This is a genomic window from Pseudomonas sp. NPDC007930 (assembly GCF_042958985.1).
Taxonomy (GTDB): Bacteria; Pseudomonadota; Gammaproteobacteria; order Pseudomonadales; family Pseudomonadaceae; genus Aquipseudomonas.
The window spans coordinates 283,700-306,543 of record NZ_JBIBKC010000004.1 but is presented as its reverse complement, the minus strand read 5'-3'; the positions used below and the strand labels follow the sequence as shown (position 1 = coordinate 306,543).

Annotated in this window: 24 protein-coding genes; 21 read left to right on the top strand and 3 right to left on the bottom strand. The window is 64.8% G+C overall.

The features are described from left to right. The first annotated feature begins 55 nt into the window (after positions 1-55). The 7 genes from ACFZCE_RS11880 to ispD all read left to right on the top strand — a co-directional run bounded on the left by ACFZCE_RS11880 (position 56) and on the right by ispD (position 7,527). Entirely contained in the window at positions 56-1,003 is a 948-nt protein-coding gene (locus tag ACFZCE_RS11880; protein WP_390939128.1) for an acetyl-CoA carboxylase carboxyltransferase subunit alpha, read from the top strand. 91 nt (positions 1,004-1,094) lie between these two features. Further along, on the top strand, positions 1,095-2,393 hold the full coding sequence (gene tilS, locus ACFZCE_RS11875; RefSeq protein WP_390939126.1) for a tRNA lysidine(34) synthetase TilS: 1,299 nt from the start codon (positions 1,095-1,097) through the stop codon (positions 2,391-2,393). Between the two features lie 137 nt (positions 2,394-2,530). Continuing rightward, positions 2,531-4,159 carry a CTP synthase gene (locus ACFZCE_RS11870; RefSeq protein ID WP_390939124.1) on the top strand — a complete coding sequence of 543 codons (1,629 nt, stop codon included), beginning with the start codon at positions 2,531-2,533 and terminating at the stop codon, positions 4,157-4,159. Positions 4,160-4,161: 2 nt separating this feature from the next. Next, positions 4,162-5,007 (top strand): 3-deoxy-8-phosphooctulonate synthase, encoded by an 846-nt coding sequence (gene kdsA, locus ACFZCE_RS11865; protein ID WP_390939123.1) that lies wholly within the window; start codon positions 4,162-4,164, stop codon positions 5,005-5,007. Between the two features lie 130 nt (positions 5,008-5,137). Then, complete coding sequence (eno, locus tag ACFZCE_RS11860; RefSeq protein ID WP_390939122.1) at positions 5,138-6,427, top strand: phosphopyruvate hydratase; 1,290 nt, start codon at positions 5,138-5,140, stop codon at positions 6,425-6,427. A 126-nt stretch (positions 6,428-6,553) separates the two neighbouring features. After that, complete coding sequence (locus ACFZCE_RS11855; protein ID WP_390939121.1) at positions 6,554-6,832, top strand: septum formation initiator family protein; 279 nt, start codon at positions 6,554-6,556, stop codon at positions 6,830-6,832. Then, entirely contained in the window at positions 6,829-7,527 is a 699-nt protein-coding gene (gene ispD / locus ACFZCE_RS11850; RefSeq protein ID WP_390939120.1) for a 2-C-methyl-D-erythritol 4-phosphate cytidylyltransferase, read from the top strand. The genes ACFZCE_RS11855 and ispD overlap by 4 nt, the downstream gene beginning before the upstream one ends. On the opposite strand, the gene ACFZCE_RS11845 is transcribed toward ispD, so the two are convergent. Continuing rightward, positions 7,478-8,419, bottom strand: coding sequence for a LysR substrate-binding domain-containing protein (locus ACFZCE_RS11845; protein ID WP_390939118.1), 942 nt, complete (start codon positions 8,417-8,419; stop codon positions 7,478-7,480). The two genes, ispD and ACFZCE_RS11845, sit on opposite strands and share 50 nt — an antisense overlap. A gap of 107 nt (positions 8,420-8,526) precedes the next feature. Here ACFZCE_RS11845 and ACFZCE_RS11840 point away from each other — a divergent pair, with 107 nt between their 5' ends. The 8 genes from ACFZCE_RS11840 (at position 8,527) to rpoS (ending at position 15,647) form a co-directional block, all read left to right on the top strand. Then, positions 8,527-9,639, top strand: a complete 1,113-nt coding sequence (locus tag ACFZCE_RS11840) for an S-(hydroxymethyl)glutathione dehydrogenase/class III alcohol dehydrogenase (RefSeq protein WP_390939116.1) — start codon at positions 8,527-8,529, stop codon at positions 9,637-9,639. 15 nt (positions 9,640-9,654) lie between these two features. Then, positions 9,655-10,497, top strand: coding sequence for an S-formylglutathione hydrolase (fghA, locus tag ACFZCE_RS11835; RefSeq protein WP_390939114.1), 843 nt, complete (start codon positions 9,655-9,657; stop codon positions 10,495-10,497). Between the two features lie 51 nt (positions 10,498-10,548). Further along, entirely contained in the window at positions 10,549-11,022 is a 474-nt protein-coding gene (gene ispF / locus ACFZCE_RS11830) for a 2-C-methyl-D-erythritol 2,4-cyclodiphosphate synthase (RefSeq protein WP_390939112.1), read from the top strand. Next, positions 11,022-12,077 (top strand): tRNA pseudouridine(13) synthase TruD, encoded by a 1,056-nt coding sequence (gene truD / locus ACFZCE_RS11825; protein ID WP_390939333.1) that lies wholly within the window; start codon positions 11,022-11,024, stop codon positions 12,075-12,077. Before ispF ends, truD begins: the two co-directional genes overlap by 1 nt. Beyond that, on the top strand, positions 12,065-12,814 hold the full coding sequence (surE, locus tag ACFZCE_RS11820) for a 5'/3'-nucleotidase SurE (RefSeq protein WP_390939110.1): 750 nt from the start codon (positions 12,065-12,067) through the stop codon (positions 12,812-12,814). Before truD ends, surE begins: the two co-directional genes overlap by 13 nt. A gap of 38 nt (positions 12,815-12,852) precedes the next feature. Continuing rightward, positions 12,853-13,491 (top strand): protein-L-isoaspartate(D-aspartate) O-methyltransferase, encoded by a 639-nt coding sequence (locus ACFZCE_RS11815; protein ID WP_390939331.1) that lies wholly within the window; start codon positions 12,853-12,855, stop codon positions 13,489-13,491. A gap of 157 nt (positions 13,492-13,648) precedes the next feature. Continuing rightward, the gene (locus tag ACFZCE_RS11810) at positions 13,649-14,542 is read left to right on the top strand and encodes a peptidoglycan DD-metalloendopeptidase family protein (RefSeq protein ID WP_390939108.1); all 894 of its coding nucleotides are present in this window, start codon (positions 13,649-13,651) and stop codon (positions 14,540-14,542) included. Between the two features lie 103 nt (positions 14,543-14,645). Then, positions 14,646-15,647 carry an RNA polymerase sigma factor RpoS gene (gene rpoS, locus ACFZCE_RS11805; protein ID WP_390939106.1) on the top strand — a complete coding sequence of 334 codons (1,002 nt, stop codon included), beginning with the start codon at positions 14,646-14,648 and terminating at the stop codon, positions 15,645-15,647. A 368-nt stretch (positions 15,648-16,015) separates the two neighbouring features. On the opposite strand, the gene fdxA is transcribed toward rpoS, so the two are convergent. Together fdxA and mutS are read right to left on the bottom strand one after the other, a co-directional pair. Then, the gene (gene fdxA / locus ACFZCE_RS11800; protein WP_390939104.1) at positions 16,016-16,339 is read right to left on the bottom strand and encodes a ferredoxin FdxA; all 324 of its coding nucleotides are present in this window, start codon (positions 16,337-16,339) and stop codon (positions 16,016-16,018) included. A gap of 138 nt (positions 16,340-16,477) precedes the next feature. Next, positions 16,478-19,045, bottom strand: coding sequence for a DNA mismatch repair protein MutS (gene mutS, locus ACFZCE_RS11795; RefSeq protein ID WP_390939102.1), 2,568 nt, complete (start codon positions 19,043-19,045; stop codon positions 16,478-16,480). 175 nt (positions 19,046-19,220) lie between these two features. Here mutS and ACFZCE_RS11790 point away from each other — a divergent pair, with 175 nt between their 5' ends. From ACFZCE_RS11790 to ACFZCE_RS11765, 6 genes are all read left to right on the top strand, one after another. Next, positions 19,221-19,949: a zeta toxin family protein gene (locus ACFZCE_RS11790; protein WP_390939100.1), complete on the top strand. Its 729-nt coding sequence runs from the start codon at positions 19,221-19,223 to the stop codon at positions 19,947-19,949. Beyond that, complete coding sequence (locus ACFZCE_RS11785) at positions 19,946-20,089, top strand: hypothetical protein (RefSeq protein ID WP_390939098.1); 144 nt, start codon at positions 19,946-19,948, stop codon at positions 20,087-20,089. The genes ACFZCE_RS11790 and ACFZCE_RS11785 overlap by 4 nt, the downstream gene beginning before the upstream one ends. Positions 20,090-20,324: 235 nt before the next feature. Then, a complete protein-coding gene (locus ACFZCE_RS11780; RefSeq protein ID WP_390939096.1) occupies positions 20,325-20,825 on the top strand; it encodes a nicotinamide-nucleotide amidohydrolase family protein in 501 nt (166 codons plus the stop codon). An 86-nt stretch (positions 20,826-20,911) separates the two neighbouring features. After that, positions 20,912-21,976: a recombinase RecA gene (gene recA / locus ACFZCE_RS11775; protein ID WP_390939094.1), complete on the top strand. Its 1,065-nt coding sequence runs from the start codon at positions 20,912-20,914 to the stop codon at positions 21,974-21,976. Positions 21,977-21,987: 11 nt separating this feature from the next. Beyond that, entirely contained in the window at positions 21,988-22,449 is a 462-nt protein-coding gene (gene recX / locus ACFZCE_RS11770) for a recombination regulator RecX (RefSeq protein WP_390939329.1), read from the top strand. 175 nt (positions 22,450-22,624) lie between these two features. Next, complete coding sequence (locus tag ACFZCE_RS11765) at positions 22,625-22,837, top strand: hypothetical protein (protein ID WP_390939092.1); 213 nt, start codon at positions 22,625-22,627, stop codon at positions 22,835-22,837. Positions 22,838-22,844 lie beyond the last annotated feature (7 nt).

The following is a 22,844-nucleotide window of genomic DNA, read 5'->3' as shown; positions in this document are numbered from 1 at the left end:
GCGCCAAACGGATCAACCGGCCGGCCGCCTGGCCGTCGACCCAAGACGGAAAGCTATGAACCCGAATTTTCTCGATTTCGAACAGCCGATCGCTGACCTGCAAGCCAAAATTGAAGAGCTGCGCCTCGTCGGCAACGACAATTCGCTGAACATCAGCGACGAAATCTCGCGGCTGCAGGAAAAAAGCAGCACGCTGACCGAAAGCATTTTCGGCAACCTCACCAGCTGGCAGATCGCCCGCCTGGCTCGCCACCCCAAGCGCCCCTACACGCTGGACTACATCGACCACCTGTTCACCGAGTTCGAAGAGCTGCACGGTGACCGGCACTTCTCCGATGATGCCGCGATCGTCGGCGGCACCGCCCGCCTCGACGGCCAGCCGGTGATGATCATCGGCCACCAGAAGGGCCGCGAAGTGCGCGAGAAGGTTCGCCGCAACTTCGGCATGCCGCGCCCGGAAGGCTACCGCAAGGCCTGCCGCCTGATGGAAATGGCCGAGCGCTTCAAGATGCCGATCCTGACCTTCATCGACACCCCGGGCGCCTACCCGGGCATCGACGCCGAAGAGCGCAACCAGAGCGAAGCGATCGCCTGGAACCTGCGGGTCATGGCCCGTTTGAAAACCCCGATCATCGCCACCGTGATCGGTGAGGGTGGTTCCGGCGGCGCGCTGGCCATCGGCGTGTGCGACCAACTGAACATGCTGCAATACTCCACCTACTCGGTGATCTCGCCGGAAGGCTGCGCGTCGATCCTGTGGAAAACCGCCGAAAAAGCCGCCGACGCTGCTGAAGCCATGGGCATCACCGCCGAGCGCCTGAAGGGCCTGGGCATCGTCGACAAAGTGATCGCCGAGCCGTTGGGCGGCGCCCACCGCGACGTGGCCACGGCCGCGGGCAGCATCGGCGAGTCGTTGAGCGAACAACTCGCCATGCTCAAGGGCATGGACATCAACAGCCTGCTCGAGCGCCGCTACCAGCGCCTGATGAGCTACGGGGTCTAACCCTTCCGGGCGCCCTCCACGGCCCCTCGCCCAGCACCGCTGGGCGCATGGGCCATGGAAGGCTACCCAGCCGCCAAACGGCCACACTGCCATGCACCTCCTCGACCAGTTGCTCGGCCAACTCTCCCCCTGGCGCCACGCCCCGCGTTGGTCCATCGCCCTCTCCGGCGGCCTCGATTCCACCGCGCTGCTGCACCTGCTCAACACCCTCGCCCAACAGCACCCCTTACCGCCCCTGCGTGCCCTGCACGTGCACCACGGCCTGCAAGCCGCCGCTGACGCCTGGCCGGCCGATTGCCAACGGCTGTGTGAGCGCCTCGGTGTACCGCTGGAGGTGCTGCGCGTGCAGGTGCCGGCCCAGGCCAGCCTGGAGGAGGGCGCCCGCCGCGCGCGCCATCAGGCCTTGGCCAGCCAGTTGCTGCCGGGGGAGGTACTGCTGCTGGCCCACCACCGTGACGACCAGGCCGAAACCGTGCTCTATCGCCTGGCCCGCGGCGCCGGCGTGCGCGGCCTGGCGGCGATGCCGGCGCAACGCCCGGCGGGCGCCGGGGTGTTGCTCCGGCCCCTGCTGGGTGTCGGCCGCGCGCAGTTGCTGGCGTACGCCCAGCAGCACCAGTTGCAGTGGGTCGAAGACCCGACCAACGCCCTGCCCGATGCCGACCGCAACTACCTGCGCCAGGCGGTGATGCCGGCCCTGGCGCAGCGCTGGCCAGCCGCCGCCAGCAGTATCGCCCGCGCCGCGCAGCACCAGGCCGAAGCCCAAGGGCTGTTGGCCGAGCTCGCCGAAACCGACCTGGCCCAGCCGCCCGCGCCGCTGCCCTGGTTGGCCCTGCCCAGCCTGGCCCTGGCGCCGCTGCGGGCCTTGAGCCCGGCGCGCCAACGCAACGCCCTGCGGCATTTTCTCGCGCCCCTCACGGCGCTGCCCGACAGCGACCACTGGCGCGGCTGGGAGGCCCTGCGCGACGCGCGCCTGGCCGGTGAGCCGTGCTGGCGCCTGGCCGGCGGCGAACTGCGCCGCGCCGGCGAGCGGCTGTGGTGGCTCAGTGGCCCGTGGCTGGCGCCGCTGCCGGCGGCGCCGCAGCCCTGGGCCGACAGCGCGCAGCCGCTGGCGCTGCCCGGCAACGGCGAGGTGTGGCTGGCCGCGGCGCCGCCGGGGCCGCTGCAGGTGCGTTACCGCCAGGGCGGTGAAACCCTTTACCTCGAGGGCCGTGGCCGGCGTGACCTGAAGCGCTGGTTGCAGGAGCAGGGCCTGCCAGCCTTTTTGCGTGGGCGCCTGCCGTTGCTGTGCCGGGGCCACGAGGTGCTGGCGGTGGCGCAGTGCCCGGCCTTTGCCGAAGGTGGCCCCCGGCTGCACTGGGCGGCGCCGACGAATGAGCAGGGTTTGAGATGAAAGGGGCTTTCCGGTAGACTACCCTCCCTTCTTGATGCAGCTTCCGTTTACCCGTTCCGGGTGCGGTAGCTCGCGATTTACCTTCGCTCTTCCCCGGCGGGCTCTGACCGCTTTAACGCAGACTTCTAGGGTTTTTCATGACGCGCTACATCTTCGTCACGGGTGGTGTTGTTTCTTCTTTGGGGAAAGGCATCGCTTCGGCTTCATTGGCGGCCATCCTGGAGGCGCGGGGGCTGAAGGTCACCATGCTCAAGCTGGATCCGTACATCAACGTCGACCCCGGCACGATGAGCCCCTTCCAGCATGGTGAAGTCTTCGTCACCCACGACGGCGCTGAAACCGACCTCGACCTGGGCCACTACGAGCGGTTCATCCGCACCACCATGACCCAGAACAACAACTTCACCACCGGCCGCGTGTACGAGCACGTGCTGCGCAAAGAGCGCCGTGGTGACTACCTGGGCGCGACCATCCAGGTCATCCCGCACATCACCGACGAGATCAAGCGCCGGATCATCAAGGGCGCCGGCGATGCCGACGTGGCCCTGGTCGAAATCGGTGGTACCGTCGGCGACATCGAGTCGCAACCGTTCCTCGAGGCGATCCGCCAACTGCGCGTCGAAGTCGGCGCCAAGCGCGCGATGCTGATGCACCTGACGCTGGTCCCGTACATCGCCACCGCCGGCGAAACCAAGACCAAGCCGACCCAGCACTCGGTCAAGGAACTGCGCTCGATCGGCCTGCAGCCCGACGTGCTGATCTGCCGCTCCGACCACGCCATCGACAGCTCTTCGCGCAACAAGATCGCGCTGTTCACCAACGTTGAGCAACGCGCGGTGATTTCGCTGGAAGACGTCGACACCATCTACAAGATTCCGCGCCGCCTGCATGAGCAAGAGCTGGACGACATCGTCGTCGAGCGTTTCGGCCTGCAGTGCAAGAGCGCCGACCTGTCCGAGTGGGACAAGGTCATCGACGCCAAGCTCAACCCCGAGCATGAAGTCACCATCGCCATGGTCGGCAAGTACATGGAACTGCTCGATGCGTACAAGTCGCTGATCGAAGCGATGAGCCACGCCGGCATCCAGAACCGCACCAAGGTCAACCTGCGCTACATCGATTCCGAAGACATCGAGAACCAGGGCACCGGCCTGCTCGAAGGCGTCGACGCGATCCTCGTGCCGGGCGGCTTCGGCCTGCGCGGCGTCGAAGGCAAGATCAAGGCGGTACAGTTCGCCCGCGAGAACAAGGTCCCGTACTTGGGTATCTGCCTGGGCATGCAGGTGGCGGTCATCGAGTTCGCCCGTAACGTGGTGGGCTGGGCCGATGCCAACTCCACCGAGTTCGAGCGCAACAGCGCGCACCCGGTGGTTGGCCTGATCACCGAATGGGAAGACGCCACCGGCGCCGTCGAAACCCGCACCGAAACCTCCGACCTGGGCGGCACCATGCGCCTGGGCGCGCAAGAGTGCCAACTGGCCGCGGGTTCGAAGGTGTACGCCTGCTACGGCAAGGACGTGATCGTCGAGCGCCACCGCCACCGCTATGAAGTGAACAACAACCTGCTCAAGCAGCTGACCGACGCTGGCCTGATCATCTCCGGCCGTTCCGGTGATGGCGCGCTGGTCGAAGTGGTCGAGGGTAAGGACCACCCATGGTTCGTGGCCTGCCAGTTCCACCCGGAATTCACCTCCACCCCACGCGATGGCCACCCGCTGTTCAGTGGCTTCGTCAAGGCGGCGCTGGCTCAGCGCGCTAAGGCTTGAAGATGACCCAGAAAACCATTCGTGTCGGCAACATCGAACTGGCCAACGACAAACCGATGGCCCTGTTCGGCGGCATGAACGTGCTCGAGTCTCGTGACCTGGCCATGCAGGTGTGCGAGGCCTACGTGAAGGTGACCGAAAAACTCGGCATCCCCTACGTGTTCAAGGCCAGCTTCGACAAGGCCAACCGTTCGTCGGTGAACAGCTACCGCGGCCCGGGCCTGGACGAAGGCCTGAAGATCTTCGAAGAAATCAAGAAGACCTTCAACGTGCCGCTGATCACCGACGTGCACGAGCCCTACCAGGCCGCGCCGGTGGCCGAGGTGTGCGACATCATCCAACTGCCGGCCTTCCTCTCGCGGCAGACCGACCTGGTGGTGGCCATGGCCAAGACCAACGCGGTGATCAACATCAAGAAGGCGCAGTTCCTCGCGCCCCACGAGATGAAGCACATCCTCACCAAGTGCGAGGAGGCTGGCAACGACCAGCTCATCCTCTGCGAGCGTGGCTCGGCGTTCGGCTACAACAACCTGGTGGTCGACATGCTCGGCTTCGGCCTGATGAAGCAGTTCGAGTACCCGGTGTTCTTCGACGTTACCCACTCGCTGCAAACCCCCGGTGGGCGTGCCGACTCGGCCGGTGGCCGGCGCGCGCAGGTCACCGACCTGGCCAAGGCGGGTATCAGCCAAGGCCTGGCCGGGTTGTTCCTGGAGGCCCACCCGGACCCGGACAACGCCAAGTGCGACGGCCCCTGCGCCTTGCGCCTGGACAAGCTCGAGCCATTCCTGGCGCAATTGAAAGCGCTGGATGAACTGGTCAAGGCTTTCCCGATCATAGAAACCGCCTGATCCCATTGCCCGGCTTGCCGGGCAATGTTGCATTCATGGCCCTGGGGGGCTGCCCGCTGTCGCCCCCGGGCTGTTGCGTCACCCTCGTTCGTTGCGTCGTTTTCGTCCAAATACTGGAGTGTTTACAACAATGGCAAAAATCGTCGACATCAAAGGTCGTGAGGTTCTTGACTCCCGTGGCAACCCGACCGTGGAAGCCGACGTGCTTCTGGACAATGGCATCATCGGCAGCGCCTGCGCGCCGTCGGGTGCGTCCACCGGCTCGCGTGAAGCGCTGGAACTGCGTGACGGCGACAAGAGCCGTTACCTGGGCAAGGGTGTACTGAAGGCAGTGGGCAACATCAACGGCCCGATCCGCGACCTGCTGCTGGGCAAAGACCCGGCCGACCAGAAAGCCCTCGACCGCGCCATGATCGACCTCGACGGTACCGAGAACAAAGGCAGCCTGGGCGCCAACGCCATCCTCGCGGTGTCCCTGGCCGCCGCCAAGGCCGCCGCCCAGGACCAGGACCTGCCGCTGTACGCGCACATCGCCAACCTCAACGGCACCCCGGGCCAGTACTCCATGCCGGTGCCGATGATGAACATCATCAACGGTGGCGAGCACGCCGACAACAACGTCGACATCCAGGAATTCATGGTTCAGCCGGTCGGCGCCAAGAGCTTTGCCGATGCCCTGCGCATGGGCGCGGAAATCTTCCACCACCTCAAGGCCGTGCTGAAGGCCAAGGGCCTGAACACCGCGGTGGGCGACGAGGGCGGCTTCGCGCCGAACCTGGGTTCGAACGCCGAAGCGCTGTCGGCCATCGCCGAAGCCGTGGCCAACGCTGGCTACACCCTGGGCAGCGACGTGACCCTGGCCTTGGACTGCGCCTCGAGCGAGTTCTACAAGAACGGCCAGTACGACCTCTCCGGTGAAGGCAAGACCTTCAGCGCCGAAGGCTTCGCCGATTACCTGGCCGGCCTGACCGAGCAGTTCCCGATCATCTCGATCGAAGACGGCATGGACGAGTCCGACTGGGCCGGCTGGAAGGCCCTGACCGACAAGATCGGCGAGAAGGTGCAACTGGTGGGTGACGACCTGTTCGTGACCAACACCAAGATCCTCAAGGAAGGCATCGACAAGAAGATCGCCAACTCGATCCTGATCAAGTTCAACCAGATCGGCACCCTGACCGAAACCCTCGAAGCTATCCAGATGGCCAAGGCGGCCGGTTACACCGCGGTGATCTCCCACCGTTCGGGCGAAACCGAAGACTCCACCATCGCCGACCTCGCCGTGGGCACCGCCGCCGGCCAGATCAAGACCGGCTCGCTGTGCCGCTCCGACCGCGTGTCGAAGTACAACCAACTGCTGCGTATCGAAGAGCAATTGGCCGGCAAGGCACCGTACCGTGGTCGGGCCGAGTTTCGCGGCTGACCCGAAGATGGTAAAAAGGCGCCTGGGTAGCGGTTAACCTGCCTGGCGCCTGTGGCACCCGAAGCCTGGCCGCCGGCCAGGCTTCTTGCTATCGAGCGAACGGTCGCCTTCACACTGGATATTGCGATGCGCAGTCACTACTGGTTGTTTCTGATCTTGATCGCCGTACTGGCAGGTTTGCAGCACCGCCTGTGGGTGGGCAACGGCAGCCTGAAACAGGCCGCCGAGCTCAAGCAACAGATCGCCGAGCAGCATGACGAAAACGAGCGCCTGCTCGAACGCAACCGCGTGCTGGACGCCGAAGTCGTCGAACTCAAAAAAGGCATGGAAACCGTCGAAGAGCGCGCCCGCCACGAGCTGGGCATGGTCAAAGACGGCGAAACCCTCTACCAGATCAACCAATGATGCTTCCCCCCTCATTCTGGGCAGTGCTTCCCGCTGCCGGGGTTGGCGCGCGCATGGCCGCCGACCGCCCCAAGCAATACCTGCCGCTGGCCGGTAAAACCCTGATCGAACACACCCTGGGGTGTTTTCTCGGCCACCCGGCGCTCAAGGGCGTGGTGGTCAGCCTCGCTGAAACCGACCCCTACTGGCCCACGCTGGCGTGCGCGCAAGATGCCCGCATTCGCCGCGCCGCCGGTGGCGCCGAGCGCGCCGAATCGGTGCTCAATGCCTTGATGCTGCTGGCCGCCGAGGGCGCCGGCGATGACGACTGGGTGCTGGTGCACGATGCCGCCCGGCCGAACCTGGCCCGTGGCGACCTCGACCACCTGCTCGCCACCCTCGCCGATGATCCAGTGGGCGGGCTGCTCGCCGTGCCGGTGCGCGACACCCTGAAAAGCGCTGGCGCCGACGGGCGGGTCAACCGCACCATCGACCGCAGCACCGTGTGGCAAGCCTTCACCCCGCAGATGTTCCGCCTCGGGCCGTTGCTGCGGGCGATTGCCGATGCGCAAGTGGCGCGGGTGGCGGTGACCGACGAAGCCTCGGCGATGGAATGGGCCGGCCTGGCGCCGCGGCTGGTCGAAGGCCGCGCCGACAACCTGAAGGTTACTCGCCCGGAAGACCTGGAATGGCTGCGCCTGCGCTGGCAGGTGTGAGCTGGTACTCCGGCCGGTTGGCCAAGCCCTCGCGCAGGTGGTCGACCAGCCCGCGCACCTTGGGCGACAGGTGCCGCTGCTGCGGGTACAGCGCCCACACCGCGGTGTTCGGCGGCTGGTGTGCCTCGAGTAGCGGCACCAGGGCGCCGCTGCGCAAATGCTCGAGCACGTAGTAGTCAGGCAACTGGCACAGGCCCATGCCCTTGAGCGCGGCGTCGAGCACCGCCTGGCCGCTGTTGCAGCGCCAGTTGCCCTGCACCCGCTGGTTGAACTCGCGGCCGTTGACGCACAGCGGCCATTGGTCCGAGCTGCCCACCAGGCAATTGTGCCGGGCCAACTCAGACAAACTGTGCGGGCGCCCGTAGCGGCTCAGGTACGCCGGCGAAGCGCACAGGTACATGCGCCGCGGTGCCAGCCGCGCCGCCATCAGCCGCGAGTCGGCCAGGCGGCCGAGGCGGATCGCCAGGTCGAAGCCTTCCTGGACGATGTCCAGGGTGCGGTTGCTCAGTTCCACGTCGAGGCGCAGTTGCGGGTAGCGCGCCATGTAGTCGTTGAGCAGCGGCACGATGAAGCGCTCGCCATAGGCCACCGCGCAGGTTAGCCGCAGCAGGCCCTTGGGCTCGCTGTTGAGGTCCTGGATGGCGCGCAGCGCTTCGTCGCGGCCATCCTGCAGGCGCTGGCAATGCTGCAGGAAAGCCTGCCCGGCCTCACTCAGCGTCACCCGGCGGGTGCTGCGGTAAAGCAGGCGTGCCTGCAGCCGCTCTTCAAGCAGCGCCACCTGGCGGCTCAAATGTGACGACGACACCCCCAGCCGCGCCGCGGCGGCGGTGAACTGCCCGCACTCGGCCACTGCCACGAACTCATCGATTCCGTCCCAGCGCTGCGTTGGCATGATTATCCCTGTATGGCAATAATGTTTTTACAAGCCGCTGATTATTCATCAAGCCCGTATGAATTACACTTCGGGTTTTAGCCCTTGTAGAAACTGGAGCTGCATAGATGATCAAGTCCCGTGCCGCCGTGGCCTTCGAAGCGAAGAAGCCGCTGGAAATCGTCGAAGTCGATGTGGCCATGCCCAAGGCCGGCGAAGTGCTGCTGCGCGTGGTCGCCAGCGGCGTGTGCCACACCGACGCCTACACCCTGTCGGGCGCGGACCCGGAAGGCATCTTCCCGTCGATCCTCGGCCACGAAGGCGGTGCAATCGTTGAGGCGGTGGGCGAGGGCGTGACCTCGGTGGCCGTGGGTGACCACGTGATCCCGCTGTACACCCCGGAATGCCGCCAGTGCAAATTCTGCCTGTCGGGCAAGACCAACCTGTGCCAGGCGATCCGCGCTACTCAGGGCAAAGGGCTGATGCCCGACGGCACCAGCCGGTTTTCCTACAAGGGCCAGACGCTGTTCCACTACATGGGCACCTCGACCTTCTCCGAGTACACCGTGCTGCCGGAAATTTCCGTGGCCAAGATCGCCAAGGAAGCGCCGCTGGAGAAGGTCTGCCTGCTCGGCTGCGGCGTGACCACCGGCATCGGCGCGGTGCTCAACACCGCCAAGGTCAAGCCCGGTGACACCGTGGCGATCTTCGGCCTGGGCGGCATCGGGCTGTCGGCGATCATCGGCGCGGTCAAGGCCAAGGCCGCGCGAATCATCGTAGTGGACATCAACCCGAGCAAGTTCGAAATCGCCCGCCAACTGGGCGCCACCGACTGCGTGAACCCGAAAGACCACGACCGCCCGATCCAGGAAGTGATCGTCGAATTGACCGACGGCGGCGTCGACTACTCGTTCGAATGCGTGGGTAACACCCAGCTGATGCGCGCTGCGCTGGAGTGCTGCCACAAGGGTTGGGGCGAGTCGGTGATCATCGGCGTGGCCGGTGCCGGCCAGGAAATTTCCACCCGGCCGTTCCAACTGGTCACCGGCCGAGTGTGGCGCGGCACCGCCTTCGGCGGCGTGCGTGGGCGCACCGAGCTGCCCAGCTACGTAGACATGGCCGACAAGGGCGAGATCCCGCTGGACACCTTCATCACCCACACCATGGGCCTGGAAGACATCAACAAGGCCTTCGACCTGATGCATGAAGGCAAGAGCATCCGCAGCGTCATCCACTTCTAAGCCAAGGAGGCTGCGATGAGCCTGGAAAACCTCTCGTGCCAGAAAAGCTTCGGCGGCTGGCACAAGCGCTACAAGCACCGCTCGGCGGTGCTCGACTGCGACATGGTGTTTGCCGTGTACTTGCCGCCGCAAGCGGAGCAGGGTGGCAAGCTGCCGGTGCTGTACTGGTTGTCGGGGCTGACCTGCACCGACGAGAACTTCATGCAGAAGGCCGGCGCCCAGCGCCTGGCCGCCGAGCTGGGGCTGATCATCGTGGCCCCCGACACCAGCCCGCGTGGCCCACAGGTGCCGGCCGACCCGGACGGCGCCTGGGATTTCGGCCTGGGTGCGGGGTTTTACCTGAACGCCACCCAGGCGCCCTGGGCCCAGCACTACCGCATGCATGATTACGTGGTGCAGGAACTGCCCGCGCTGATCGAGGCGCACTTCCCGGCCTCGCAGGCGCGCAGCATCAGCGGCCATTCCATGGGCGGCCACGGCGCGCTGGTGTGCGCGCTGCGCAACCCGGGGCGCTACCGCTCGGTGTCGGCGTTCTCGCCGATCACCCACCCGATGGACTGCCCCTGGGGCGAGAAGGCCTTCTCCCGCTACCTGGGCGAAGAGCGCAGCAAGTGGCGCGAGTGGGATGCCTCGGTGCTGATCGAAACCGCCAGCGAGCAATTGCCGCTGCTGGTCGACCAGGGTGACCGCGACGACTTCCTCGAGAAGCAGCTCAAGCCCGAGGCCCTGGCCCAGGCGGCGAAGGCGGCCGGCTACCCGCTGACCCTGCGCCTGCAGCCAGGCTACGACCACAGCTACTACTTCATCGCCAGCTTCATCGACGATCATCTGCGCCACCATGCGCAAGCGCTCAAATAGTCGTGCTTCTGCGGTAGAATCCACGCCCTGACTCAATCGGGGCGTTTTTTTATGCGTATTGGCCACGGCTACGATGTGCATCGTTTTTGCGAAGGTGAGTTCATCACCCTCGGCGGCGTGCGGATCGACCACTCCAAGGGCCTGCTGGCCCATTCCGACGGCGACGTGCTGCTGCACGCGTTGAGCGATGCCTTGCTTGGCGCCGTGGCGCTGGGCGACATCGGCCGCCACTTCCCCGACACCGACCCGACCTTCAAGGGCGCCGACAGCCGCGTGCTGCTGCGCCATGTGCTGGGCCTGGTGGCCGACAAAGGCTTCAAGGTCGGTAACGTCGATGCCACCATCGTCGCCCAGGCGCCGAAAATGGCGCCACACATCCCGGCCATGCGCCAGGCGATCGCCGATGACCTGCAAGTAGCGCTGGACCAGGTCAACGTGAAAGCCACCACCGAAGAAAAACTCGGCTTTACCGGCCGTGAAGAAGGCATCGCGGTGCACGCCGTAGCGTTGTTGATCCGCGCATGATCAGCGAAGCCGAACTGCTCGGGCCACGCGCCCATGGGCCTGCCGTGGGCACGGCGCGGCTGAAGGCCAGCGCTGAAGACTTTCAGGTCGACGAAGTGCTCGACATCCCCCTCGAGGGCGACGGCGAGCACCTCTGGCTGTGGGTTGAAAAACGCAACCTCAACACCGAAGAGGCCGCCCGCCGGCTGGCCCGCGCCGCCGGCGTGCCGCTGCGCCAGGTCAGCTACGCCGGCCTAAAAGACCGCCAGGCGCTGACCCGCCAGTGGTTCAGCCTGCACCTGCCAGGCAAGAGCGACCCCGACCTGGCCCGCGCCGAGGATGAAACCCTGGCTATCCTGCAGCGCGGCCGCCACCGGCGCAAACTGCAACGCGGCGCCCACTCGGCCAACGGCTTCACCCTGCGCCTGACTGAGCTCAACGCTGATCGCGAGGCGCTGGAGGCGCGCCTGCAACAGGTGCGCGCCCAAGGCGTGCCGAACTACTTCGGCCTGCAGCGCTTTGGCCACGAGGGTGGCAACGTGGAGCAGGCGCTGTACTACGCCCGTGGCGGCGCCTTGCCCGAGCAGCGCAACCTGCGCTCGCGGGTGCTCTCGGCGGCGCGCAGCCAGTTGTTCAACCGCGTGCTGGCCGAGCGGGTTGCCCAGGGCACCTGGGCCCAGGCATTGCCCGGCGACCTGCTGGCCTTCACCGACAGCAAGAGTTTCTTCCCCGCCGGCCCCGCCGAGTGCGAAGACCCGCGCCTGGCCGCGCTCGACCTGCACCCCACCGGGCCGCTGTGGGGGGAGGGCGCCAGCCCCGCCCAAGGCGCCACCGGCGCGCTTGAGCAGCAGGTGGCGGCCAGCTTCCCGGAACTGCGAGACTGGCTCGGGCTGGCGCAACTGGCACAGGAACGTCGCATTCTGCGGCTGCCCATCGGGCGCCTGACGTGGCATTATCCGTCGCCTGACATTCTGCAACTGGAATTCGTCCTGCCGTCCGGATGCTTCGCCACCGCCGTGGTGCGTGAACTGTTCGATCTGGGCGCGGGGCAGACGGACAGCTCATGCGTATTCTGATTTCCAACGACGACGGGGTCACCGCCCCAGGCATCGCCGCGCTGCATGGCGCGCTGGCGGAGTTTGCCCAGTGCACGGTGATCGCGCCCGACCAGGACAGGAGCGGCTGTGGCAGCGCCCTGACCATCGACCGGCCGCTGCACCCCCAAGCGCTGGAAAACGGCTTCATCCGCCTCAACGGCACCCCCACCGACTGCGTGCACCTGGGCATCAACGGGTTGCTGCCCGAGGTGCCCGAGGTGGTGGTTTCAGGGATCAACCTCGGCGCCAACCTGGGCGACGACGTGATCTACTCCGGCACCGTCGCCGCGGCGCTCGAAGGGCGCTTCCTGGGCGGGGTGTCGTATGCTTTCTCGCTGGTGTCGCGCAGCCCCGAGCACCTGGCCACGGCTGCCTGGTTCGCCCAGGCCATGCTCAAGGCCCACGGCCAGCTCGACCTGCCGCCGCGCACGGTGCTCAACGTCAACGTGCCGAACCTGCCGCTGGCGCAGGTCAAGGGCGTACAGCTCACCCGCCTCGGCCATCGCGCCCGGGCGGCGGCGCCCAGCCGCGTCATCGACCCGCGCGGCAAGCCCGGTTACTGGATCGCCGCCGCGGGCGACGCCGAAGACGGCGGCGCCGGCACGGATTTCCACGCGGTGGTCCAAGGCTATGTGTCGGTGACCCCGATGCAGCTCGACCGCACCTTCAACCCGGCGTTCGGCGCGCTGGCCGGCTGGCTGGAGGCCTTGCACTGATGCGTGGGCAGGACGACCTGATGCACCACGGGATTGGCATGACCTCCCAGCGCACCCGCGAGCGCCTTATCCAGCGGTTATATGAAGAAGGCATCACCGACAGCCGCGTGCTCGACGTGATCCGCCGCACGCCACGCCACCTGTTCGTCGACGAAGCCCTGGCCCACCGCGCCTACGAGAACACCGCGCTGCCGATCGGCAACAACCAGACCATCTCCCAGCCCTACATGGTGGCGCGCATGAGCGAGCTGCTGCTGGCGGCCGGGCCGCTCGACAAGGTGCTGGAGATCGGCACCGGCTCGGGCTACCAGACCGCCGTGCTGGCGCAACTGGTGGAACGGGTGTTCTCGGTCGAGCGCATCAAGCTGCTGCAGGACCGCGCCAAGGAGCGCCTGCAAGGGCTGAACCTGCGCAACGTGGTGTTTCGCTGGGGCGACGGCTGGGAAGGCTGGCAGGCGCTGGCGCCGTACAACGCGATCATCGTCACCGCGGTGGCCGCCGACGTGCCCCAGGCCCTGCTCGACCAGTTGGCGCCCGGTGGGCGCATGGTCATCCCGGTGGGCGCCGGTGAGGTGCAGCAGTTGCTGTTGATCGTGCGCGAAGACGACGGCAGCTACACCCGCCATACCCTCGGCTCGGTGCGCTTCGTGCCGCTGCTCAACGGCCCCCTGGCCTGACCTTCGGAATTAACCTCCGCGGGGCGGGTCAGAGGAACAACCTCATGTTCGGCCCGCAGGCGTTTGTTTGTGAAAGTATTTCCTCACGCTGGCCGTGGCGGGGCCTGGCTCGGTTATAATGCCGACACATTTTTCGACACCTGAAAGGGAGCGGTGGGTGAGCTTGACAGTCATTCGGCGGCCAGCACCTCTATATGCATTGAAGCTGCTGGCCACTGCGGTGGCGCTCAGCACCGTTCTGGCAGGCTGCTCCAGCTCGCCCAGCAGCGGCGTGCGGGTGGTAGATCGCGGCGCGGCGCCGAGCAACCCCAACCCACAGGTCACCTCCGGGCAATACCGGGTCAAGCGCGGCGACACCCTCTATTCGATCGCCTTCAAGTACGGCTGGGACTACAAAGCCCTGGCGGCGCGCAACAACATCGACTCGGCCTACACCATCCACCCCGGCCAGGTGATCCGCTTCGACAGCGCCTCCAGCGCGCCGCCGCCGGTGGTCGCCACCACGGCCCCGGCGACCGTGGTGAACCAAACAAGTTCAACGCCCTCGTCGACTTTCAAGACCACCATCATCCGCCAGGGCGCGGCGACGAACGGCACCACGCCAACGGCGCCCGCGGCGGCTGGCACGGCGGTGGTCAGCCCGCCGGTTCCGGCCCCGGTTCCCGCGGGGCAACGCAATGCGGCCGGCTGGACATGGCCCGCCAATGGCACGCTGATCGGCAAATTCGCCTCAAACGGCAGTTTGAATAAAGGCATTGATATTGCCGGAAATTTGGGACAGCCTGTTTTTGCTGCGTCTGATGGGGCCGTCGTCTATGCCGGTAGCGGTTTGAGGGGTTATGGCGAGCTGGTCATCATCAAGCACAGCGACACCTACGTGAGTGCCTACGGTCATAACCGCAGGCTGTTAGTTCAGGAGGGGCAGCAGGTCAAGGCCGGGCAAACAATTGCCGAGATGGGCTCTACAGGCACGGATCGCGTGAAGCTTCACTTCGAGATCCGCAGCCAGGGGAAACCTGTCGATCCGCTGCAGTTCTTGCCTAGACGTTGATCTTTTCCCTGCCGGCTTGCACGTAGCTGGGACAGGCATTTGCGTGGCCAACGGACGCTGGCGGCGCGAAGCTTGAGGTCGAACTCAGCAAGGGACTACAACAATGGCTCTCAACAAAGAAGCGCCGGAGTTTGACATCGACGATGAAGTACTCCTGATGGAGACTGACATCGATCTGGATTCGATGTCGGAGGAAGAACCCGCAGCGCCTGCCCGGGCCAAGGCCAGGCAGTCCACCGCTCTGAAGCAGCACAAGTACATCGATTACAGCCGGGCGCTCGACGCCACGCAGCTGTACCTCAACGAAATCGGTTTCTCTCCCCTGCTTTCTCCCGAAGAGGAAGTGCATTACGCGCGGCTGTCGCAAAAAGGCGACCCCAACGGCCGCAAGCGGATGATCGAGAGCAACCTGCGGCTGGTGGTGAAAATCGCCCGGCGCTACGTCAACCGCGGCCTGTCGTTGCTCGACTTGATCGAAGAGGGCAACCTGGGGCTGATCCGCGCGGTCGAGAAATTCGACCCTGAGCGGGGCTTCCGCTTCTCTACCTATGCCACCTGGTGGATCCGCCAGACGATCGAGCGGGCGATCATGAACCAGACCCGCACCATTCGCTTGCCGATCCATGTGGTCAAAGAGCTGAATGTGTACCTGCGGGCTGCCCGTGAGCTCACCCAGAAGCTCGACCATGAGCCTTCCCCGGAAGAGATTGCCAACCTCCTGGAAAAACCCGTGGGCGAGGTCAAGCGCATGCTCGGGCTCAACGAGCGGGTATCGTCGGTAGACGTGTCGCTCGGCCCGGACTCCGACAAAACCCTGCTCGACACCCTCACCGATGACCGCCCGACGGACCCGTGCGAGTTGCTGCAGGATGACGATTTGTCGCAGAGCATCGACCAGTGGTTGTCGGAATTGACCGACAAACAGCGTGAAGTGGTGGTGCGGCGCTTCGGCCTGCGCGGCCATGAGAGCAGCACCCTGGAAGACGTCGGCCTGGAGATTGGCCTGACCCGCGAGCGGGTACGGCAGATCCAGGTAGAAGGCCTGAAGCGCCTGCGGGAGATTCTCGAGAAGAACGGTTTGTCTAGTGATTCGTTGTTTCAATAGCTAACACAAGCGCACTAACGCCGCCCTGTTGAGATTTAACACGGCGGCGTTTTTGTTTCTTTTAATGGCTAAGTTAGTTGTATTTTTATGTGTCTTGTCATTTAACTTTCATGTAGTTTTTTGCAAGACTTATAACGTTGTTATCCGCTGGGTAACCCGTATGATCGCCCCTGTGCTCAAGGATGAGCACGGCACCCAGGCGGTCCGTGATGGCCCGCGGTTCGCACCTCACCAGGACGGTGAGCCACCTTGGGTGCCACGGAAGAGGGCGGGGTTTCCCGCCCTCTTTTTTTTACTCCGCCGCGGCTACGTTTCGCCAGCCCATAAAAAACCCCCGCAGGGCGGGGGCTTGTGTGCAGCGAAAGCGATCAGCGTGCCAGGTCGGCAATCTTGCCGGGCGTGCCGTCATGTTCGGCAGCGTCGGGCAGCGGGTCCTTGCGCTCGGTGATGTTCGGCCATACGTCCGCCAGTTCGGCGTTCAGCGCGATGAAGTCTTCCATCCCCGCTGGCACTTCGTCCTCGGAGAAAATCGCCTGGGCCGGGCACTCAGGCTCACACAGCGCGCAGTCGATACACTCGTCCGGGTGAATCACCAGGAAGTTCGGGCCTTCGTAAAAGCAATCCACCGGACACACTTCTACGCAGTCGGTGTACTTGCACTTGATGCAGTTGTCGGTGACGACGAAGGTCATTTCTAATTTCTCTCCTCGGGCGGCAAACGCGGCCACTGCTCGGGCGCGCGGGGGTCTGGTTGGTCGGCCCCAGGCCAGGCTAAAAACCTGGGGCATGCCAGACCGCGGCGGATTCTAGCAGCTTGAACGCAAAAGGCGTTAGACCTTTGCCTTCCATTGATAGAGCATTTCGATAGCCTGCCGTGGCGACAGGCCGTCGATGTCCAGATGTTGCAGCTCGTCGATGACCGGATGCGGCAGGCTGGCGAACAGGTCGCTCTGGTGCGGCGTGGCCGGTTTGCCAGGCTTGGGCACTGGCGCCTCGCGGGGCAGGCTGGAGGTTTCTAGCCGCGCCAGGTGCTCGCGGGCGCGCTCGATGACCCCACCCGGCACCCCGGCCAGTTGCGCCACCGCCAAGCCGTAGCTCTGGCTGGCCGGCCCAGGCAGCACATGGTGCAGGAACACGATGCGGTCGTTGTGCTCGGTGGCATTGAGGTGCACGTTGGCCACTACCGGTTCGTTGTCCGGGAGGATGGTCAGCTCGAAGTAGTGGGTGGCGAACAAGGTGAAGGCGCGCAACTGCGCCAGCCGCTCGGCGGCGGCCCAGGCTAGCGACAGGCCGTCGAAGGTGCTGGTGCCGCGGCCGACTTCGTCCATCAGCACCAGGCTGTGGTCGGTGGCGTTGTGCAGGATGTTCGCGGTTTCGCTCATCTCCACCATGAAGGTCGAGCGGCCACCGGCGAGGTCGTCGCTGGAGCCGATGCGGGTGAAGATACGGTCGACCCGCGACAGCTCGCAGGCGGCCGCCGGCACGTAGCTGCCGATGTGCGCGAGCAGAACGATCAACGCGGTTTGCCGCATGTAAGTCGATTTACCGCCCATGTTCGGGCCGGTGATCACCAGCATCCGGGTATTGTTGTCGAGCCCCAGGTCGTTGGCCACGAAGGGCGTGCTGAGCACCTGCTCCACCACCGGGTGGCGGCCTTGGTCGATGTGCATGCACGGCGTGTCGACGAAGGTTGGGCAGTTCAGGTCAAGGTTCAGCGAGCGCTCGGCCAGGTTGCTCAGCACGTCGAGCTCGGCCAGGGCGGCGGCGGTGTCTTGCAGCGGCGCCAAGTGGCCGATCAGGGTTTCGAGCAAGGCTTCGTAAAGCATTTTTTCCCGGGCCAGGGCACGGGTCTTGGCCGACAGGGCCTTGTCTTCGAACGCCTTCAGTTCCGGGGTGATGAACCGCTCGGCGCCCTTCAGGGTTTGCCGGCGGATGTAGTCCGCCGGCGCGCTTTCGGCCTGCTTGCTGGGCAGTTCGATGTAATAGCCGTGCACCCGGTTGTAGCCCACCTTGAGGTTGGCCAGGCCGGTGCGGGCTTTTTCGCGTACTTCGAGGTCAATCAGGAACTGCCCGGCGTTTTCGCTCAGGGCCAGCAGGTCGTCGAGCTCGGCGTCGTAGCCGACCTTCAGCACGCCGCCGTCGCGGATCACCGCCGGCGGGTTGTCGATGATCGCCGTTTGCAGCAGCTGCGCCAGTTCCGGGTAGGTGCCGGCGATGGTCGCCAACTGCGCCAGGTGCGGCGCCTCGAAGTCGGCCATCTGGCTTTGCAGCTCGGGCAGCGCGGCCAGCGCGTCACGCAGCCGGGCGAGGTCTCGCGGGCGGGCATTGCGCAGGCCGATCCGCGCCAGGATGCGCTCGATGTCGCCGATTTCCTTCAACTGCGGTTGCAACCGCTCGAAGCGATAGCCATCGAGCAGGCAGCCGATCGAACCCTGGCGCGCCTGGAGGATTTTCAGATCGCGCAGCGGGCGGTTCAGCCAGCGGCTGAGCAGGCGGCTGCCCATGGCGGTCTGGCAACGGTCGAGCACCGACTGCAGGGTGTTTTCACGCCCGCCGGAGAGGTTCACGTCCAGCTCCAGGTTGCGCCGGGTGGCGCCGTCGAGCACCACGGTGTCGTCGAGCCGCTCGTAACGCAGGCTGCGCAAGTGGGGCAGGGCGGTGCGCTGGGTTTCTTTGGCATAGGCCAGCAAACAGCCAGCGGCGCCAATGGCGAGGGTCAACTGTTCACAGCCGAAGCCTTTGAGGTCTTGGGTGCCGAACTGCTGGCAGAGGCTTTTGCGCGCGGTGTCACGGTCGAAGTCCCAGGGCGCCCGGCGCCGCGCGCCGCGGCGTTTTTCTGCTGGCAGGCCTTGCGGCCAGTCATCGGGGATCAGCAGTTCGACCGGGTTGATCCGCTCCAGCTCCGCCAGGAGGTTTTCCCAGCCTTTTATTTCCTGCACGGCGAAGTGCCCGCTGGTGATGTCGAGCACCGCCAGCCCGAACAGGCGCTCATCGCCCAGCAGCGCGGCGATCAGGTTGTCGCGGCGCTCATCGAGCAGGGCCTCGTCGCTGATGGTGCCCGGGGTGATGATGCGCACCACCTGCCGCTCCACCGGGCCCTTGCTGGTGGCCGGGTCGCCGATCTGCTCGCAGATCACCACCGACTCGCCAAGCTTCACCAGCTTGGCCAGGTAGGTTTCGACCGAATGGTACGGAATGCCGCACATCGGGATCGACTGCCCGGCCGACTGGCCGCGGGCGGTGAGGGTGATGTCCAGCAGCTTGGCGGCTTTCTTCGCGTCTTCGTAGAAGATCTCGTAGAAGTCGCCCATGCGATAGAACATCAACTGGTCTGGATGCTGCTGCTTGAGCTTCCAGTACTGCTGCATCATCGGGGTGTGGCTTGAAAGATCGGTCATCCGGGGCTAGAACTCGTTGCTGTCTTTTGCACAAAGGCCAATCGCCTAATACTACAGGGATTTTTCCCGCGTCGCAGGCCGGGAGAGCCACATCCGGAAACGGTTTGCCGGTGTACGCTCAGGCGCCTGGCCGATACCTTTTTCAGGGCGTTTATGGGTTCGCTCTGGATGAAGTATGAATGACTACGATGCGCTCACGATTGAGGCCGCCATCTGCTTTGCGCGCAAAAACAAGCGGCGCATTGCTCGGGAGTTCACCCAAACGGGCACTTACGTTCCTGAACAGCACCCAGTATCTGTGTTCATGGCAGGGTCGGCAGGTGCTGGCAAAACAGAGGCTGCCATTGAGCTGATCGATGAGCTGACACGGGGTTCCGATGTCCGGATCATGCGTATTGATCCGGATGATCTGCGCGGGCATTTCGAAGGGTATCTCGGTACCAATGCCTGGATGTTTCAGAAGCCTGCGAGCATCCTTGTTGAGAAAATTCACGATATGGCTTTGGACCAAAGCCAGTCGTTCGTTTTGGATGGCACCTTCACAAACCGCGAAAAGGCCATCCAGAACATTTCCAGGTCCTTGCGCCGTAAGCGCCCGTGCGTGGTGCTGTATGTATATCAAAGGCCGGATCTGGCCTGGCGCTTCGTGCAGGCACGTGAGATGAGGGAGGGCCGCAGAATCCCGGCTGAGGTATTTGTTGATCAGTTTTTTGCAGCGAGGGAGGTGGCCAATGCAGTCAAGGATCGATTCGGTAAGGCGGTGCTATTGAACCTGCTCGTCAAGAATATCGACGGCTCTTCGCAGTTGTACGTAAGCGACATTGACCGTATTGATGGCTGCCTCCATGACGGGTACGATCATCAAGGCCTGTTGAAGCAAATCAAAGCTGGGGAACGTTCATGAAAAAAGCCGAGCTTGCACGCTCCACGCCATTTTCCGATTTTTTTCGGAATGCGTCCTCCCATCAAAAGCAGCGTGTTTATGAGGCGGTATTGCGCCGTTCAACCGAGCGCCAGCTTTCTATCTTGGCCAAAACCTCCTGAGTTCAAGCGCTGCGTAGGTTTCAGCTGTTATCGAACCCCTGCCGATGAGCGGGGGTTTGTGTTTTAGGGCGTTGTGTCTCGCGCCGCTCCGTGCCTGGGCACCCAGAGCTAGGCGAAATGGCTGCGCGCTACGCATTGGCTTGTCATCCCCTGTTGCGCTTGGCCCATGGACAAAACCGCCGCCAGCGCCGAAAGTCTGGGCGTTCGTTTCCTTGCCTACCCGGGAGCCACCACGATGCCCACACTCACCGAACTCGCCACCCTGCTGGGTGAGCGCCTGCAGGCCCATCAGGCCAGCGTGACCACCGCCGAATCCTGCACCGGCGGCGGCATCGCCGAGGCGATCACCCGCGTGGCGGGTAGCTCGGCCTGGTTCGAGGCGGGCTACGTGACCTACTCCAACCGGCAAAAAACCGCCCAGCTCGGCGTGCACCCGGCGCTGTTCGGCAGCGTCGGCGCGGTCAGCCGCGAGGTGGTGGTGGCCATGGCCCAAGGCGCGCTGGCGTCGTCGGATGCCACCTATGCGGTGGCGGTCAGCGGTGTCGCGGGCCCGGGTGGTGGCTCTGTGGATAAACCCGTCGGCACCGTGTGGCTGGCCTGGGCCAGCGCCCAAGGCTGCCACGCCCAGCGCCGGCAATTCGCCGGTGACCGCGAGGCGGTGCGCGGGCAAACCGTGCAGGCCGCCCTCGAGGGGCTGGCGCGACTGGCGGTGGGAGAAAATCCCGAGCAGGGGTAGGCGAAGCAAACGGACTGTGTATAATACTGGCTACTTATACAGTTAATCCCGGGGCCGCGCCCCGCATCGAATTTGTGAGGGGTCTGATGGACGACAACAAAAAGCGTGCCTTGGCGGCGGCGTTGGGTCAAATCGAGCGTCAATTCGGCAAGGGCGCGGTCATGCGCATGGGCGACCACGAGCGCCAAGCCATTCCCGCCATTTCCACCGGCTCCCTGGGCCTGGACATCGCCCTGGGCATCGGCGGCCTGCCGCGTGGCCGTATCGTCGAGATCTACGGCCCGGAGTCTTCGGGTAAAACCACGCTGACCCTCTCGGTCATCGCTCAAGCGCAAAAACTCGGCGCCACCTGCGCCTTCGTCGACGCCGAGCACGCGCTGGACCCGGAATACGCCGGCAAGCTGGGCGTCAACGTCGATGACCTGCTGGTGTCCCAGCCGGATACCGGCGAGCAGGCTCTGGAAATCACCGACATGCTGGTGCGTTCCAACGCCGTTGACGTGATCATCGTCGACTCCGTGGCGGCCCTGGTGCCGAAGGCGGAAATCGAAGGCGAAATGGGCGACATGCACGTGGGCCTGCAAGCCCGCTTGATGTCCCAGGCGCTGCGTAAAATCACCGGTAACATCAAGAACGCCAACTGCCTGGTGATCTTCATCAACCAGATCCGTATGAAGATCGGCGTGATGTTCGGCAGCCCGGAAACCACCACCGGTGGTAACGCCCTGAAGTTCTACGCCTCGGTCCGCCTCGACATCCGCCGCACGGGTTCGGTGAAAGAAGGCGACGACGTGGTCGGCAGCGAAACCCGCGTGAAAATCGTCAAGAACAAGGTCTCGCCGCCTTTCCGCCAGGCTGAGTTCCAGATTCTCTACGGCAAGGGCATTTACCTCAACGGCGAGATCATCGACCTCGGCGTTGCTAACGGCTTGATCGACAAGTCCGGCGCCTGGTATGCCTACCAAGGCAACAAAATCGGCCAGGGTAAGGCTAACGCCGCCAAGTACCTGGAAGATAACCCCGAGGTTAAAGCGGTCATCGAGAAGCAAATCCGTGACAAGCTGCTGAACAACAGCACCCCGGTCGACAAAAAGGCCCTGGCTGCCGCCGAGAAAGAAGACGACCTGGCTGACGCTGAGAACGACTTCTGAACCTCAAGCCCATCACCGCGCTAGACACGCCCGCCGCTGTGCGGCGGGCTGCCATGGACTTGCTCGCCCGCCGCGAGCACGGCCGGGTAGAGCTGGAGCGCAAGCTGCGCAAGCGCGGTGCCAGTGACGAGTTGATCCACGCTGAGCTAGACCGCCTTACCGAAGATGGCCTGCTCAGCGAAGCTCGTTACCTCGAAGCGTTCATCAATGCCCGTGCCCGCTCTGGTCATGGGCCTGCGCGTATCCGCGAAGAACTCACCCAGCGTGGCTTGCCACGAGGTGATGTGGAGCAAGCGCTGCGCGACAGCCCATTTGACTGGGCCAGCCAACTCCAGGAGGTGTGGCAGCGCAAATTCGGTGGCGAGCGCCCGCTCGACGCCAAGGCCCGCGCCAAGCACATGCGCTTTCTGGTGTACCGGGGCTATGCGCCCGAGCAGGTCGCCCGTCTGCTCAGTGGCCGCTTAAACGACTAAGCGCCCACCGTTCGTCTACTGGGGGATCCAATCCCCGCAGCTTCTGATTAACTCAAGTGAAGGCAGGCTGATGGCATCGCGCCACCGCCTGACCGCCGTTCATTGCCAATGGGGAAGGCAGTGAGCCAAGGCAGTTCCGGCAAACACCGGACTCGGTGAGGCAGGGAGGCGCGGTATGGGACGTGTGCAGTTGATGCTGGACGACCAGCTTTACGAAGTGCTGCGGCAGGCCGCCCAGGCCAACCGCTTGAGCCTGGAAGAAGAATGCCTGCGGCGGCTGGACGGCGGTACGCGGCGCTCGCGCTACGTACAGGCGCTGGTCGAGGAGTTGCGAGCTGACCAGGCCCAGGCCCAGGAGCAGGCGCGCAGCCAGCGGTCATTTGGGTAATGGCGGC